Consider the following 14,677-nt stretch of genomic DNA (forward strand, 5'->3'; position numbering starts at 1 on the left):
CTCTAGTCTCGATCCCGTTTCGGCGCGGTTTCGTGCGCCCGGCGCTTTCGAAGCGCACCCGATTGCGGACGGTAGGGTAGCTACCCATGTCTGGCGCGAGCGGTCCGCTACCGGCCACCAGACCGCTTGCCTCCCGCGTGCTGGGCCTCGCGATCGTCGCGATCACCGGCATGCAGCTGATGTCCACGCTGGACGGCACCATCGTGATCGTCGCTCTGCCGCGAATGCAGGCCGAGCTCGGCCTGTCCGATGCTTCCAAGAGCTGGGTGATCACCGCCTACGTATTGACCTTCGGGGGGCTGCTCCTGCTCGGCGGCCGCGTCGGTGACGCCGTCGGCCACAAACGGGCGTTCATCTCCGGCGTCGGCGTGTTCACCATCGCCTCGCTGGCCTGCGGGCTGGCCAATGATCAGTGGACGCTGATCGTGGCGCGAGCGGTGCAGGGCATGGGCGCCGCGGTGGCCGCTCCGACCGGGCTGGCGCTGATCGCCACCACCTATGCGGTCGGGCATCCCCGCAATCAGGCGCTGGCGGTCTCGGCGGCCATGCAGGGCCTGGGCTCGGTGCTCGGGCTCGTCCTGGGCGGTGCGGTGACCGGCCTGTCGTGGCGGCTGGCGTTCCTGGTCAACGTGCCGATCGGCATCTTCATCATCGTCGTCGCGCTCACCCGCCTCGAGGAAACCCGGCACGAACGCCTCAAACTCGACGTCAGCGGCGCAATGCTGGCCACGCTGGCGTGTACCTCGGCGGTGCTCGTCTTCACCCAGGGCCCGCCCCGCGGCTGGATCGATCCGTGGGTGATCGGCGCGGGCGCCGCGGCCGTCGTCTTCTCCATCGCCTTCCTGGTGGTCGAACGCAAAGCCGACAACCCGCTGGTGCCGTTCGAGGTGTTCGACAACCGCAGCCGGGTCGCCTCGTTCGCCGCGTACTTCCTGGCCGGCGGCGTGATGCTGACCCTGAGCGTGATGATCGGCCTGCTCGTCCAGGATGTGCTCGGGTATTCGCCGCTGCGGGCAGGCATCTGCTTCATGCCGTTCGCGGCCGCGTTCGTGGTCGGCAATGTCGCGGCCACCAGGCTGGCACTGCGAATTCCGCCGCGCTGGGTGATCCTCGGCGGCGGGCTGCTGGTGCTCGCCGCGATGCTCTACGGGTCGACGCTGAACCGCCAGATCCCGTATTTCCCCGATCTGTTCGTCCCCATCGTCGTCGGCGGCCTGGGGATCGGCATCATCTCGGTGATCCTTCCGCTGTGCACGCTGGCCAACGTCGGCCCGCGCGAGGTCGGCCCGGTCTCGTCGATCACGCTCATGGTGTTCAACCTGGGTGGTCCGCTGGTGCTGGTGGTCATCCAGGCCGTGCAGACCTCCCGCACCCTGTATCTGGGCGGAACCACGGGGCCGGTGAAGTACATGACGCCCGCCCAACTCGACGCGCTCGGCTATGGCTACACCTACTCGCTGCTGTGGGTGGCGGGCATCGCGGTGCTGGTGGGCGTCGCCGCGCTCGGGATCGGTTTCTCGACCCGTGATATCGCCGCCGCCCAGCACACCCGCGAAGCGGTCGAGGCCGGCGAACTCTAGCGCTCACAGTGCGGCCTGCGGCGGCGTGAACGAATCCTTACCGAGCCGGTACGGCGCGGTAATTGATCAGGGCGCGACGAGGTCGAGGCTATGGCTGATGAGCGTGGTAGCTGTTTCCCCCGAGGACTTCGAGCCGTGGCCCACCCGGTCGGCGCATCCCGCTGATCAGGCGCAGGCGCGCCGTTTCGAGGAAATCCTGCGCCTGGAGCTCGACGAACTCGAAATCTTGGCTGCGCGCACGCGGGGCGCGAGGGCCGGTCACAGCGAGATCCGGCTGCGGCACGACATGCAGCGGATCAACGCCCGGATCAACGAGGTGCGCGGACTACTCGACGCGCTGCAGGCCCGGTTCAGCCCCTAAGGCCTTCAGCGGCGCGCGCGCACCATCCGATAGCCGCCGTAAACCGCCACTGCGACAAGGAAATTCACGAAGTAGGCCAGATCGGCGCCATGCAGCGCAGTGGCCGCCGGGCCGACGATGAGGTTGGTGTGCATGAACGGGACTGCCGCGGCGAACGCCACGAAGAACGCCCCGAGTGCGACGAGACCGTCGGTGCGCGGCGTCACCTCGGTGGCGGGGTCGACGGTGTCCCGCCCGGCGCTGCGGAAGCGCCAGTCGATGGCCACGATCGCGACGAACGCCGGAATCCAGTAGCTGACGAACAGCAGCACGCCCTGAAAGCGCGACGCCATGTCGCCGGAGTGCAGCCACATGATGAGTGCGAACGCGATCACCACGACCACCACCGCCGACACCGGCCGTCGCACCCGCACCCCGACGGTCTGCAGCGCCAGCGAGCCGCTGTAGTCGTTCATCGCATTGGAAGCCACTGAGCCCAGCGCGATCACCAGCAGCGCGACCGCGCCCAGCACGCCGCCGCCCATGATCTCCCGCACGCCCTGCGCGGTCTGATCGGTGAGGGTGCCCGCGGCCGCCACCCCGATGGCCTGCACGGCGATGTAGGCCACCGCCAGACCGCCGAACGTGTAGCCGAACACCGCGTTGCGCGATGTGTTCACCGGAAGGTAGCGACTGTAGTCGGAGGCGTAGCTGGCCCACGAGATCGCCAGGCTCAGTGCGATGGTGACCTCGAGAACGAACGCGCCCGCGAGATCCGCACCGCTCAACGTGGGCAGTGAGATCACCTGATGGCCGCTGACCAGCTTCCAGGCGAACACCGCGAAGGTGGCGATGAGCACGACGGTCATCACGGCTTGCACGCGGTGGATCACCTCGTAGCCGAAGACGCCGACAGCGCCCTGCGCGGCCAGCACGATGACGACCGCCAGCCAGAACGGCATGCCGACCAGCTCGGCCAGTACCTCACCGCCGAACAGCCCGACCAGCCCGTCCCACGCGATCGAGGACAACCACTGGATCACCGCAACCACGCTGACAGTGCCGCCAAATGCCATGCGCGCGTTGGGCAATTGGGCGGTGCCGGTCCGCGGGCCCCAGGTGGACAGGTAGCCGACCACCAGCGAGCCGACCACCGTGCCGATCACCATGGCCAGCAGCCCGAGCCAGAACCCCAGCCCCAGCACCACGGCGAGCGTGCCGGTGAACACCACGGTCATGTTGACCTGGGGTGCGAACCACACGGTGAAAAGCCGGCGCGCGGAGCCATACCGGTTGTCCGGCGGGATCGGTGCGATGCCGTGGGTTTCGACGGCCATGTCGCCGACATGCGACGGCATCCGGCCGGAGTAGGTTTGGGCCGCCAGAGAAGATCCTGCAGATCCTGTGGGCGACGATTCAGGTGCCACCCACCCACCCTAGTTCGCCGGTGCTCGCACGGTTCCGGCGGAGGAAGATGAGCCGAATGGTGAACAAGCACGTAGCCCCCGAGACGCCGGAGACCTGGCAGGACCGCTTCCGCGACGCGGTTGCGCCGCGCACCCTGGCGCTCGGCGCCGGCGTGCTGATGTTGCAGTTCGCGTTCATCCTGTCCTACCTCGGCGCCTTCCATTCGCCGACACCGCATCAGATTCCGGTCGCCGTCGTGGCGCCCGCACAGGTGGCCGGGCAGGTCGTCGGCCAGCTCAACGACCTGGCCGGTGATCCCGTCACGGCTTCGGCGGCCGGCGACGAGGACACGGCCCGCGCGGCGCTGCGCTCTGGTGACGTCTCCGGCGTCTACATCCTCAACCCGGCCGGCACCGAAGACCGGCTGCTGGTCGCGTCCGGCGGCGGCACCGCGGTGTCTGGGGCGCTCGAGCAGATCTTCACCAAGGTGACCGCAGCCCAGCAACGCACCGTCGCCGTCGACGACGTCGTCCCGCTGTTCTCCGGCGACGCCCGTGGGTTGTCCGGTTTTTACCTCGTCGTGGGCTGGGTGGTCGGCGGCTATCTGTTCGCCTCGATGCTCGGCATCGCGAAAGGCTCACGGCCGGCGACCTTTCCGCGCTCACTGTGGCGATTGGGGGCGACGGTGCCCTACGCGCTGGCCTCCGGGTTCGGTGGTGCGGTGGTCGCGGAGCCGGTACTGCACGCGATGAACGGCCACTTCTGGCCGATCGCCGGGATCGGCACGCTGGTGACGTTGTCGGCCGCGACGGTGACGATCGCGCTCCAGATTCTGTTCGGGGTCATCGGGATCGGGCTGACCGTGGTGATCTTCGTCATCCTGGGCAACCCGTCGGCCGGTGGCGCATATCAACCGTCGGTGCTGCCGCCGTTCTGGCGTGCGATCAGCGGTGTGCTGCCCAATGGCGCGGGCACCGACGCGATCCGCCGGATCGTGTACTTCGACGGCCACGGACTGACGCACTCGATCGTCGTGCTGGTCTGCTGGATCGTCGGCGGCGTGGTGGTGAGCCTCATCGGCGCGGCGATGTTCCATCGGGGGCAATCCGCGGCGGCCGCGTGAACCGCCAGGAGATCTCTGAGGCGATCGACGGCTTGGGCTGGCGGCTGGTGCTCGGCGCCATCTACGCCGATGTGCCCGTGTCGTCACTGGCCCAGGCCGGCGAGGTGGCCGTACTCGCTATTCAGGCCGCCGGCGAGGACGGGCAGGGGCATCTGAGCGTCGACATCCGTGCCGAGCGTGCGGTGCTGCGTCTGCAATCGGCGGATCAGTGGGCGGTGACGGGCCTGGACATCGAGCTGGCGCACACCATTTCGGCGGCGCTGGCCGACCGTGGGCTGGGGCGCAGGCCCGGCTCGGTGCAGGCGCTCGAGATCGCCATCGACGCACTGGACATCGCGGCAGTCCGGGCGTTCTGGAAGGCGGCCACGGGGTATGTCGACGAACCCGGGCCCTCCGACCTGTCCGACGGGCTGATCGACCCGTCGGGACGTGGTCCGGCGATCTGGTTTCAGCAGATGGACGCCCCGCGGCCGCAGCGCAACCGCATCCACCTCGATATCGACGTGCCCCACGACGCCGCCGCCGACCGCATCGCGGCGACGATCGCGGCGGGCGGGACCCTGATATCCGATGAGGCCGCGCCGGCGTTCTGGGTACTGGCCGACCCGGAGGGTAATGAGGCCTGCATCTGCACCTGGCAAGGACGCGACTGAGGCGATCGCTAGGCTTGCCCACTGTGATCACCCGCATGTCCGAGCTGTTCTTGCGCACACTGCGCGATGACCCGGCCGACGCCGAAGTGCCCAGCCACAAACTGCTGATCCGGGCCGGCTACGTCCGGCCGGTGGCGCCGGGGCTGTACACCTGGCTGCCGCTGGGCCTGCGGGTGCTGCGCAAGATCGAGAAGATCGTGCGCGAGGAGATGATCGCGATCAACGGGCAGGAGATCCTGTTCCCGGCGCTGCTGCCCAAGGCGCCCTACGAGACCACCAACCGCTGGACCGAATACGGCGACGGGGTGTTCCGGCTCAAGGACCGCCGGGACAACGACTACATGCTCGGCCCCACCCACGAGGAGTTCTTCACCCTGACGGTGAAGGGGGAGTACAGCTCGTACAAGGACTTCCCGCTGCTGCTGTTCCAAATCCAGACGAAGTACCGCGACGAGGCCCGTCCGCGGGCCGGCATCCTGCGCGGACGCGAGTTCATCATGAAGGACTCGTACTCGTTCGACATCGCCGACGACGGCCTCAAGACCGCCTACCATGCGCACCGCGAGGCGTACCAGAACATGTTCAAGCGCATGGCAATTCGCTATGTGATCGTCTCGGCGGTGTCGGGTGCGATGGGCGGGTCGGCGTCGGAGGAATTCCTGGCCGAAAGCGAGATCGGCGAGGACACGTTCGTGCGCTGCCTGCAATCCGGGTACGCGGCCAACGTGGAGGCGGTCATCACCGCGATCCCGGAGTCGCGCCCGGTCGAGGGACTGCCCGAGGCCACGGTCTACGACACCGGCGACACCCCGACGATCGCCACCCTGGTCGAATGGGCCAACTCCGCGGGTCTGGGCCGCGAGATCACGGCGGCCGACACACTCAAGAATGTGCTGCTCAAGGTGCGGGTGCCGGGCGGTGACTGGGAGCTGCTGGCCATCGGTGTGCCCGGCGACCGCGAAGTCGACGACAAGCGCCTCGGTGCCGCGCTGGAGCCGGCCGAATACGTGATGCTCGACGATGCCGACTTCGCCAAATACCCGTTCCTGAAGAAGGGCTACATCGGTCCGAAAGGCTTGCTGGCCAACGGTGTTCGCTATCTGGTGGATCCGCGGGTGGTGGACGGGACGACCTGGATCACCGGCGCCGACGAGAACGGTAAGCACGTGGTCGGCCTGGTGGCCGGCCGTGACTTCGTCGCCGACGGCACGATCGAGGCCGCCGAGGTGCGCGACGGCGACCTGTCACCCGACGGTGCCGGGCCGCTGGTGTCGGCGCGCGGTATCGAGATCGGCCACATCTTCCAGCTGGGCCGCAAGTACACCGACGCCTTCTCCGCCGACGTGCTCGGCGAGGACGGCAAGCCGGTGCGGCTGACCATGGGCTCCTACGGAGTGGGGGTGTCGCGGCTGGTCGCGGTGATCGCCGAACAGCAGCACGACGAGCTCGGGCTGCGCTGGCCGTCGTCGGTGTCGCCCTTCGACGTGCATGTCGTGATCGCCAACAAGGATGGGCAGGCGCGCACCGGCGCCGAGGAGCTGGCCCGCGACCTTGACCGGCTGGGCCTGGAGGTGCTGCTCGATGACCGCACCGCCTCCCCGGGGGTGAAGTTCAAGGACGCCGAGCTGATCGGGGTGCCGTGGATCGTCGTGGTCGGGCGTGGCTGGGCCGACGGGGTCGTCGAGCTGCGGAATCGGTTCACCGGCGAGAAGCACGAGGTCGCCGCGGCCGGCGCGGTCGCGCAGATCGCGGCGGCGCTGGCCGAGCCACAGCCCTAGCTGCCCAAGTGCGGTAGCCGACTACTGCACCCACGGCCCCGGCCGGGGCCCAGACTCTCCAGACAACAGCTCGGTCTGGGGGTGTGCTGTGAACGCTGGTCGGTTTGTCGGTCGAGTGGGTGGCCTGGCGGTGCTGCTGGGCGTCGGTATCGCGCTGGGTCAGGGAGTCGCAACAGCTGACGCGACGCCGTCGGCCGGGTCATCGTCGAGCTCGTCGCAGGCAGCGCATCACGCTCCGCGCAAGGCAAGCGCGCCGAGCCGAACCACGGTGCGCAACCGGATCTCCGCGCCGGTCGCGACGCGCCCAAGCGATGTGCAGAACCCGGGACCGTTGACCGGCAAGCGTTCGTCGCAGAAGACGGTGTTATCAGCGGTGACGCTTGCCGACGGCTTGGGGCAGGCCGTGCGCGACCTTGAGCGCAAGCTCTCCGGAATCTCGGTGATCGGCACCCCGATGATCACCGGCAGTCCCATCAGTCAGGTGCTCAGTGCGGACGGCACCCGTGCCGTGGTGACCACGGCCGTCTACGCTCCGGGCGCCTACTCCTATTCCTCGACACGGGTGGCCGTGATCGATACGGCCACCCAGAAGCAGGTCGGCGACACACTCACCTTTGCCGGTACTGGCTATCCACCAAAGACGGTGCTGACCGCCGACGGTTCCCGCGCCGTCGTGACCGCTCCTGGCGCGGGCAACTCGACGATATCGGTGGCGGTGCTCGACACGGTCACGGGCAAACAAGTGGGGGACACGTTCAGCGTCGACGGGACATTCGTGTCGACGGTGTTGAGCGCCAAGGGTTCTCGGGCGGTGGTGACCACGAGCGTCTACGACTCGTCGAGTTCGTACTCCCACTTCGCCTCCACCCGGGTGGCCGTGATCGATACGATGACCGGCGAACAAGTGGGGGACACGTTTTCCGTGGCAGGCGGCAGCATCTCGACGGTGTTGAGCGCCAAGGATTCTCGAGCGGTGGTGACCACCGGCGTCTTCGACCCGGCCACGTACCTGTATTCGGCGTCGACCGGGGTGGCGGTGCTCGATATGGCTACCGGCGAACAGGTTGGCGACTCGCTGACCGTCGACGGCGCCGGGTTCTGCGCGGTGAGTCCCGATGGTTCGCGCGCGGTGTTGACCACAACCGAATACGCCCCCGCCACCTACAGCTACTCCGCGCCCCAGGTGACGGTGATCGACACCGCCAGCGGTGACCAGGTCGGTGACAGCTTCTTCTTCGCCGGTTCCGGCTCGGCGGCGGTGTCGGGTTCGACGGTGTTCACCGCCAACGGTTCTCGCGCGGTGATCGCCATCGGCAGCGGAGTGGTGGTCGTCGACACTGCCGAAGGCGTCCAGCTGGGTGACACACTCACACTTGCGGACACCGGCGCGGAAGCCCTGAGTTCGGTGGTGCTCACCGAGAACGGATCTCGCGCCGTCGTGAGCGCCAGGTACAACGACTCGACCAGCAGCGACCCGTGGACCTACCAGACGGCCTGGTCGTCGCGACTGGCCGTTGTCGACACGGCCACCGGCGATCAGGTGGGGAACACGATCGCCGTTCCGGGATCTGGCGATGTGTGGGGCGGTTCGGCACGGCTGAGTGAGGACGGTGCTCGCGCGGTCTTCGCCGTCGTCAACGATGACAGCACCGGATACGTCACCTCCGTGGTGGTCGTAGACACCACTACCGGCCAGCAGATCATCGATGTGTTCGGCGTCGCCGGCCTGGGCGGCGTTGCAGCGTTGAGCGATGACGGGTCTCGCGTGCTGGTGGTCACGAACTCGCATGCGGCCGTGTTCGACACCGACACCGGCCAACGGGTAGGCGGCATGCTCGTCGGCAACAATCTCACGGTCGCGGTCAGTGCCGATGGTTCTCGTGCGGTGATCACCGCGGACCAGTCGGACATTCTGTACGTGACATCGTGGGTTGCGGTGATCGACACCGCCACCGGCCAGCAGATGGGCGCCACCGTCAACCTGCCCAACGACAGCACAGAATTCTCAACGGTGTTGAGCGCCGACGGTTCTCGCGCGGTTGTCGCCGCGTACATCATCGGGAATTCGCACACTGACGACACCGTGCGGGTGATCGTGATCGACACCGCGACGGGTCGACAGGTGGGCTCGACGCTCGACATCGCCGGAGTCCGCAACGGTTACCCCACGGTCGGCACCGACGTTCGGTTGAGTCCCGATGGCGCGCGGGCCGTCATTCAGACCGTGGCTGCCGCCCCGCCCATCGTGGCGGCCCTTCAAGGGTTTGCCGGTCTGTCGATCTTCGTCCCGTTCTTGTGGCCTTTCGCACTCCCGGCCATGCTCACCGCGATGCTCTACAACAGCTTCTTCAGCAAGGAACTGTGGACGGTGATCGACACCGAGACGGGCAGGCGCGTCGGCACCCGTACTGTCTCCGGCCTCGACGGGAGATACCTGGGCAGTGAACCATCGCCGATCTTCCTGGCCGACGGCACTCGACTTCAGGTGGTAAGCGCTACCGACTGGAAACTGTCCAATCTCGGTCGTGCATCAACTGCGGTGAGCACCGTGCGAATTGGCTAGCTACTCGGTGCCGCCGGGAAACGCCACCGTCACCGGCTGGGTCCCGAGGATCTGCTTCCAGCGCGCTGCGGTGACCGCCGCTTCGGTCAGCGCGGTGACCGCGAAAGCGCGGTCCTGTTCGGAGTTCGCCTGCTCCAGCGTTGCGCGCCAGGCGACCGCACAATCCTCTTCCATCCGCACCGCGAGCTTGGCCGCGTCGGCTGGGTAGTGCACCGGCATCGGCAGCTGATAGCCCGCCGCAGGCAGCGGCGCTTTGGCCCCGCGTCCGGTCAACATGGCGATCGCCGCCTCACGACGCTCACGGTGCTCGGCCATCGCCGAGGACACCAGATCGTTCTCGTCGGGGGAGCTGTGGGCCGACACGATGCCGTAGCCGTAGATCGTGGCGTGCTCGGTGGCCACGGCGTCGAACAGCGTGGCCGTCGGGCCATCCGACGGGCGGTCGGGATCCGGCGTGGTCGACGGTGTCGGGGACGTCATTGCCCGGCCTTCCCCGATGGCAGTGCCACCGTGTACGCGCTGACACATGATGCCGCGATCGAGCCCAGCAGCCCCGCCCGGTACCCGGACAGGGTGGGCGCCAGCTTCATGGCGCTGTCCGCCGAGCTGCGCAGCGCTGCGACGACGTCGGACACCGTGGGCGGCGGTGCGGCGGCGGCCGACGTGGTGGTCGGGGCGGTACTGCTCGTGGTGGTGCCGGGTTTGCCGGCCAGCCGGGCGATCTCCTGGTCCAGCGCGGCGGCGTGCCGCCCCCGCTCGGCGGCCAGCTCGGTCAAGGCCGCCGCCAAGGCGGGTGGGGCGGCCTTGGCCGCGGCCGCCGCGAGTTCGCTGTCGTGGCGGGCCAGCTCGGCTTGCCGCTCCAGCGGATCGGGTTCGGGCGGCGGATTCGTCCGGCACGCGGTGCTCGCCGCACCGAGCAGCGTCAACAACGCCAGCCCGCGGGCGCCGTCAACGAGAGCCCGGCGCCGGGTGATGGCTGGGAAAGGGCTGGGATCTGGGCTCAGCACGACAACATCCTGCCATTGTGGCGGCCTGTGCTGGCGTATCGTTGAGGGCTGGCTCTCGCAGAGCCCTGCATCCGACGCAGATCAGGACAACTCAAGATGAGGAGCTCGCCGTGGCTGGCCGTTCTACGGGGCTACCAACCCAGAAGCAGGTGATCGAGCTACTCGGTGGTGAGTTCATGCGCGCCGGATATGAAATCGAAGACGTCGTGATCGACGCCCGCCCCCGGCCGCCGCACATCACCGTCATCGCCGATGGCGACACTCCGCTGGACCTCGACACCGTTGCTGAGCTGTCCCGGTCGGCCTCGGCCCTGCTGGACAGCCTGGACAGCGGCGACGCCTATGTCCTGGAGGTCACCTCACCCGGGGTGGAGCGGCCACTGACCTCCGAGAAGCACTTCCGCCGCGCACACGCCCGCTTGGTCGATGCCGAGCTCGCCGACGGAACCCTGGTCACCGGCCGGGTGGGCAGCGTGTCCGACGGTGCCGTCGACCTGGTGGTCCGCGATCGCAGAGATTGGACGGTACGCCGGATCCCGCTCGCTGAGATCGTCAAAGCGGTTGTCCAGATTGAGTTTTCACCACCAAAAGCGCGCGAGCTGGAGCTGGCGGGAGCAGCAGGAACGGAGGCCGGAGCATGAACATCGACATGACCGCCCTGCACGCGATCGAAATCGATCGCGGCATCTCAGTCGACGAGTTGCTCGACACCATCAAGTCGGCCCTGTTGACCGCCTACCGGCATACCGAGGGGCATCAGCCCGACGCCCGCATCGAGATCGACCGCAAGAGCGGTGTCGTCCAGGTGATGGCCCGCGAGACCGACGCCGACGGCAACGTGATCAGCGAATGGGATGACACCCCAGAGGGATTCGGCCGCGTCGCGGCGACGACGGCCCGCCAGGTCATGTTGCAGCGCTTCCGCGACGCCGAAAACGAGCGCAGCTACGGCGAGTTCTCCGCGCGCGAAGGCGATATCGTCGCAGGGGTCATCCAGCAGGACGTCCGCGCCAACAACCGTGGGCTGGTGGTTGTGCGACTGGGCACCGAGGCCAAGGGCGCCGACGGCGTCATTCCCGCTGCTGAGCAGGTGCCCGGTGAGAGCTATGCACACGGCGATCGGCTGCGCTGCTACGTGGTCGGGGTGAGCCGCGGCGCGCGTGAGCCGGTGATCACGTTGTCGCGCACCCACCCCAACCTCGTCCGCAAGCTGTTCTCGATGGAGGTGCCGGAGATCGCCGACGGGTCGGTGGAGATCGTTGCGGTGGCCCGTGAGGCGGGGCACCGGTCCAAGATCGCCGTCGCTTCGCGAGTGCCCGGGCTGAACGCCAAGGGCGCCTGCATCGGCCCGATGGGCCAGCGGGTGCGCAACGTGATGAGCGAGTTGTCCGGCGAGAAGATCGACATCATCGACTTCGACGAGGACCCGGCCCGCTTCGTCGCCAATGCGCTCTCGCCGGCCAAAGTGGTGTCGGTCTCGGTCATCGACGCGGGCACCCGCGCCGCACGGGTGGTCGTCCCCGATTTCCAGCTGTCGTTGGCGATCGGCAAGGAGGGGCAGAACGCCCGCCTGGCCGCGCGGCTGACCGGCTGGCGCATCGACATTCGCAGCGACGCCGCAGCCCCCGAAGGTGATGCGCCCGAGGCGTAAAACCGCGCCAGCAAATTTTCTTCTACGCCGCGGCAGAATCATGAGATGCGTAAATTTCGCGCAAATGTCGCGGGAGCGAACTTGGCTGCGGAATTCGCTGTTCGTACCGGAATGATGGCGGTTCATTGGTAACCGGATATTGGCATCCAGCAATTGAATACGATGCCGGGACTGTAGTGTCTAGCCGATGGGGGGAACGGCGTGACGGCGCATTTCCGCGCCGCAGCAAATGGTCTGTCGGGCAGATCGGGCGTCGGTGGTCGCGATTAATTCCGGCCACGATGTTCACCAAGCTGTCGACGTTTTGATAATCGGTGCCGGCCCAACGGGATTGACGGCGGCCGACGCCTGCGTGGCCGACGGCGCCTCGGTGGCGATCGTGGAACGCACCGCTCACGTGGGCGGGCTCGCGCGCTCGGCGAGCGTGGCCGGCAACGAAATCGACCTCGGCGGTCACCGCCTGCTCTCGTCGACTCCGAAACAGCGCCGCGCCTGGCTGGATTTCGCCGACCGGCTCGGCGGTGTGCCGATGTCGGACATCGGCCGGCGCAGCGGCATCCTACGCGACCGGTATGTCGTCGCCTATCCCTTCGACACACGACAGTTCCGCGCTTCGGTACCCTGGCCCGTCCGCGCCCGCGGCGCCGCATCGTTGGCGGCCTGGAAGTTGCGTGCGCCGACCGGTCGTGAGGACCACAACCTGGACGAATGGGTGAAGAACCGGTACGGGCCCTTCCTCGCCGAGACCTTCATGGCGCCTCATGCGCGCAAGGTTTTCGGAGTCGACCCCAGGGATATCCCTGCGGGATGGGCGGCGCAGCGGATTCTGTCGCCGGGCCTCGGTTCGGTGCTGGCTACCGCACTACCCAACCCGGGCCGCACGCCGCGGCCGGCTGACGTGGTGGACCGCTTCTTCTATCCGCAGGGCGGGGTCGGTGTGCTGTGGTCGGGGTTGGCCAAATTGCTTGGCAATCAAGTGAATTGGCTGTTCGGCTCCCGGGTGACCTCGATAGCCAAGCCGGCGGGCGGCCGTATCGCCGTTACCGTGGCCGGGCCCGCCGGCGACACCACGGTGTCGTGCAACCGGGTCATCTCCACCGGCCGTCCCGAGGATCTCGCGATGAGTCTGGGTCTGGACGAGTTGGGTGTGGCCATCGCCCAGCGATCGGGGCGGCGGGATCTCGTCGTCGGGGTGGTCCACGTCCGCGAGTGCCCCGACAGCTGGTACGGCTATCAATGGCTCTACACCCATGACACCGGCATCCGGGCGCACCGATTCAACAACTATGGCGAGTGGCAGAGCCTGCACTGCCCGTTGGGTGTCATCGGGCTCGAGTACACCGTGCCGACAGGGGAGACGCTCGATGTCGCCGTTACGGCGTTGAAGGACATGTCGATCCTGCTGCCGGGCGGCGCGGTCGACTTCCTCGGATCCGAGCGGGCCACCGACGCCTACTCCAACTTCGACGCCTCGGCCGATCAGCTCGGTCTGCTCGACGAGGCGCTGCGCGGCTTCGGTGAGGGTGTCGTCAGCACCGGGCGCCAGGGGGCGGGGATCTACATCAACCTGGATCAGGCGATGCGGCTCGGCGAGCGGGTCGCTGCGCTGTCGCCCCGGCATTCCGGTGTCGTCGGACGCGACGAATACTCGCCTTATCAGGAGAAAGCGAGCTGACCGTCGGTGCAGGCCGCTCCCGGACCCCGGCCAGGATCAGGCCAGCGAAGGGTGGTTCTGAGCGGTGCCGCGATGACGGTAGACTGTGCCGTGATCCAGCGCGAGACTCCGGCCCCCGAGAGACCGCATCGACGTACCGAAGGACCGGTGCGGACGTGCGTCGGGTGTCGGAAGCGAGAGTTGGCCGTCGATCTCCTGCGAGTGGTAGCGGTGTCGAACGGGAACGGTGAATGCGCCGTAAACGTTGACCAAGCCGGTAACCTCCCGGGTCGGGGTGCGTGGCTGCATCCCACTGATCGGTGCCTCGAGGCAGCGATTCGGCGGCGAGCATTCGGCCGAGCGTTGCGCATCACCGGTTCACCGGACACCTCCGCGGTGGTCGAGCACGTCGAGAAGTCGATGAGCCCGGCCAGCCCGGCAAGAGAGAACAGGCAAGCGAAGAACATGAGCACACCGTGAAGTCCCGACGATGACCATGCGTCGTAGCTAAACCCGAGGCGCGGCCTACCACCGCTGTCGCCTCTTGAGTAGGAGATGTAGTGGCAGGTAAGGCCCGTGTACACGAGTTGGCCAAGGAACTCGGTGTTACCAGTAAGGAAGTTCTCGCCCGTCTGAGCGATCAGGGCGAATTCGTCAAATCCGCGTCGTCGACAGTGGAAGCCCCGGTTGCGCGCCGCTTGCGCGAATCGTTCGGCGGCGGCAAACCCGAAAAAGCTCCGGCCAAGCCCGCACCGGCCAGTGCCGCCGGCAACGGGGCGCCCAAGCCGGCGGCACTGGCCGGTGCGGGCTTGGCCGGAGCTTTTTCGGGTTTGCCGCCGCCGAACGATTCGCGCAAGCGGCGCTCTCGTATACACATCTGACGCTGCCGAAGACACTCCTACGGTGCTTGTGCCAGGTCGG

General features: G+C 67.7%; 13 protein-coding genes and 1 pseudogene. 11 read left to right on the forward strand and 3 right to left on the reverse strand.

Annotated features, from left to right (window positions below):
• The first annotated feature begins 86 nt into the window (after positions 1 to 86).
• Together HPC46_RS15055 and HPC46_RS15060 are read left to right on the forward strand one after the other, a co-directional pair.
• On the forward strand, positions 87 to 1,580 hold the full coding sequence (locus HPC46_RS15055; protein WP_179471150.1) for an MFS transporter: 1,494 nt from the start codon (positions 87 to 89) through the stop codon (positions 1,578 to 1,580).
• Between the two features lie 97 nt (positions 1,581 to 1,677).
• Positions 1,678 to 1,941, forward strand: a complete 264-nt coding sequence (locus HPC46_RS15060) for a hypothetical protein (RefSeq protein WP_179471152.1) — start codon at positions 1,678 to 1,680, stop codon at positions 1,939 to 1,941.
• A 5-nt stretch (positions 1,942 to 1,946) separates the two neighbouring features.
• Here the strand turns inward: HPC46_RS15060 and HPC46_RS15065 are convergent, their stop codons facing one another.
• A complete protein-coding gene (locus HPC46_RS15065) occupies positions 1,947 to 3,278 on the reverse strand; it encodes a purine-cytosine permease family protein (RefSeq protein ID WP_179471154.1) in 1,332 nt (443 codons plus the stop codon).
• A 125-nt stretch (positions 3,279 to 3,403) separates the two neighbouring features.
• Between HPC46_RS15065 and HPC46_RS15070 the strand changes: the two genes are divergently transcribed.
• The 4 genes from HPC46_RS15070 (at position 3,404) to HPC46_RS15085 (ending at position 9,444) form a co-directional block, all read left to right on the forward strand.
• Entirely contained in the window at positions 3,404 to 4,450 is a 1,047-nt protein-coding gene (locus tag HPC46_RS15070; protein ID WP_179471156.1) for an ABC transporter permease, read from the forward strand.
• On the forward strand, positions 4,447 to 5,103 hold the full coding sequence (locus HPC46_RS15075) for a 4a-hydroxytetrahydrobiopterin dehydratase family protein (protein WP_179471158.1): 657 nt from the start codon (positions 4,447 to 4,449) through the stop codon (positions 5,101 to 5,103). Before HPC46_RS15070 ends, HPC46_RS15075 begins: the two co-directional genes overlap by 4 nt.
• A gap of 23 nt (positions 5,104 to 5,126) precedes the next feature.
• Entirely contained in the window at positions 5,127 to 6,881 is a 1,755-nt protein-coding gene (locus HPC46_RS15080; protein WP_179471160.1) for a proline--tRNA ligase, read from the forward strand.
• Positions 6,882 to 6,969: 88 nt separating this feature from the next.
• Entirely contained in the window at positions 6,970 to 9,444 is a 2,475-nt protein-coding gene (locus HPC46_RS15085) for a YncE family protein (RefSeq protein WP_179471163.1), read from the forward strand.
• Here HPC46_RS15085 and HPC46_RS15090 read toward each other — a convergent pair whose 3' ends face one another.
• Both HPC46_RS15090 and HPC46_RS15095 read right to left on the reverse strand, forming a co-directional pair.
• Entirely contained in the window at positions 9,445 to 9,924 is a 480-nt protein-coding gene (locus HPC46_RS15090) for a ferritin-like domain-containing protein (RefSeq protein ID WP_179471164.1), read from the reverse strand.
• On the reverse strand, positions 9,921 to 10,451 hold the full coding sequence (locus tag HPC46_RS15095) for a hypothetical protein (RefSeq protein WP_179471166.1): 531 nt from the start codon (positions 10,449 to 10,451) through the stop codon (positions 9,921 to 9,923). The genes HPC46_RS15090 and HPC46_RS15095 overlap by 4 nt, the downstream gene beginning before the upstream one ends.
• A gap of 110 nt (positions 10,452 to 10,561) precedes the next feature.
• On the opposite strand from HPC46_RS15095, the gene rimP reads away from it, so the two are divergent.
• The 5 genes and pseudogenes from rimP to HPC46_RS35950 all read left to right on the forward strand — a co-directional run.
• The gene (gene rimP, locus HPC46_RS15100) at positions 10,562 to 11,092 is read left to right on the forward strand and encodes a ribosome maturation factor RimP (RefSeq protein WP_179471168.1); all 531 of its coding nucleotides are present in this window, start codon (positions 10,562 to 10,564) and stop codon (positions 11,090 to 11,092) included.
• Positions 11,089 to 12,102: a transcription termination factor NusA gene (gene nusA / locus HPC46_RS15105; protein ID WP_179471170.1), complete on the forward strand. Its 1,014-nt coding sequence runs from the start codon at positions 11,089 to 11,091 to the stop codon at positions 12,100 to 12,102. The genes rimP and nusA overlap by 4 nt, the downstream gene beginning before the upstream one ends.
• 304 nt (positions 12,103 to 12,406) lie before the next feature.
• On the forward strand, positions 12,407 to 13,777 hold the full coding sequence (locus HPC46_RS15110) for an NAD(P)-binding protein (protein ID WP_179471172.1): 1,371 nt from the start codon (positions 12,407 to 12,409) through the stop codon (positions 13,775 to 13,777).
• 72 nt (positions 13,778 to 13,849) lie between these two features.
• Positions 13,850 to 14,236, forward strand: a complete 387-nt coding sequence (locus tag HPC46_RS15115) for a YlxR family protein (RefSeq protein WP_179471174.1) — start codon at positions 13,850 to 13,852, stop codon at positions 14,234 to 14,236.
• An 80-nt stretch (positions 14,237 to 14,316) separates the two neighbouring features.
• Positions 14,317 to 14,598 (forward strand): annotated as a pseudogene (locus HPC46_RS35950) (translation initiation factor IF-2 N-terminal domain-containing protein); the annotation flags it as partial.
• Between the last annotated feature and the right edge of the window lie 79 nt (positions 14,599 to 14,677).

Origin of the sequence: Mycolicibacterium vinylchloridicum, from assembly GCF_013404075.1 — a bacterium.
In the GTDB taxonomy this organism is placed as follows: domain Bacteria; phylum Actinomycetota; class Actinomycetes; order Mycobacteriales; family Mycobacteriaceae; genus Mycobacterium; species Mycobacterium vinylchloridicum.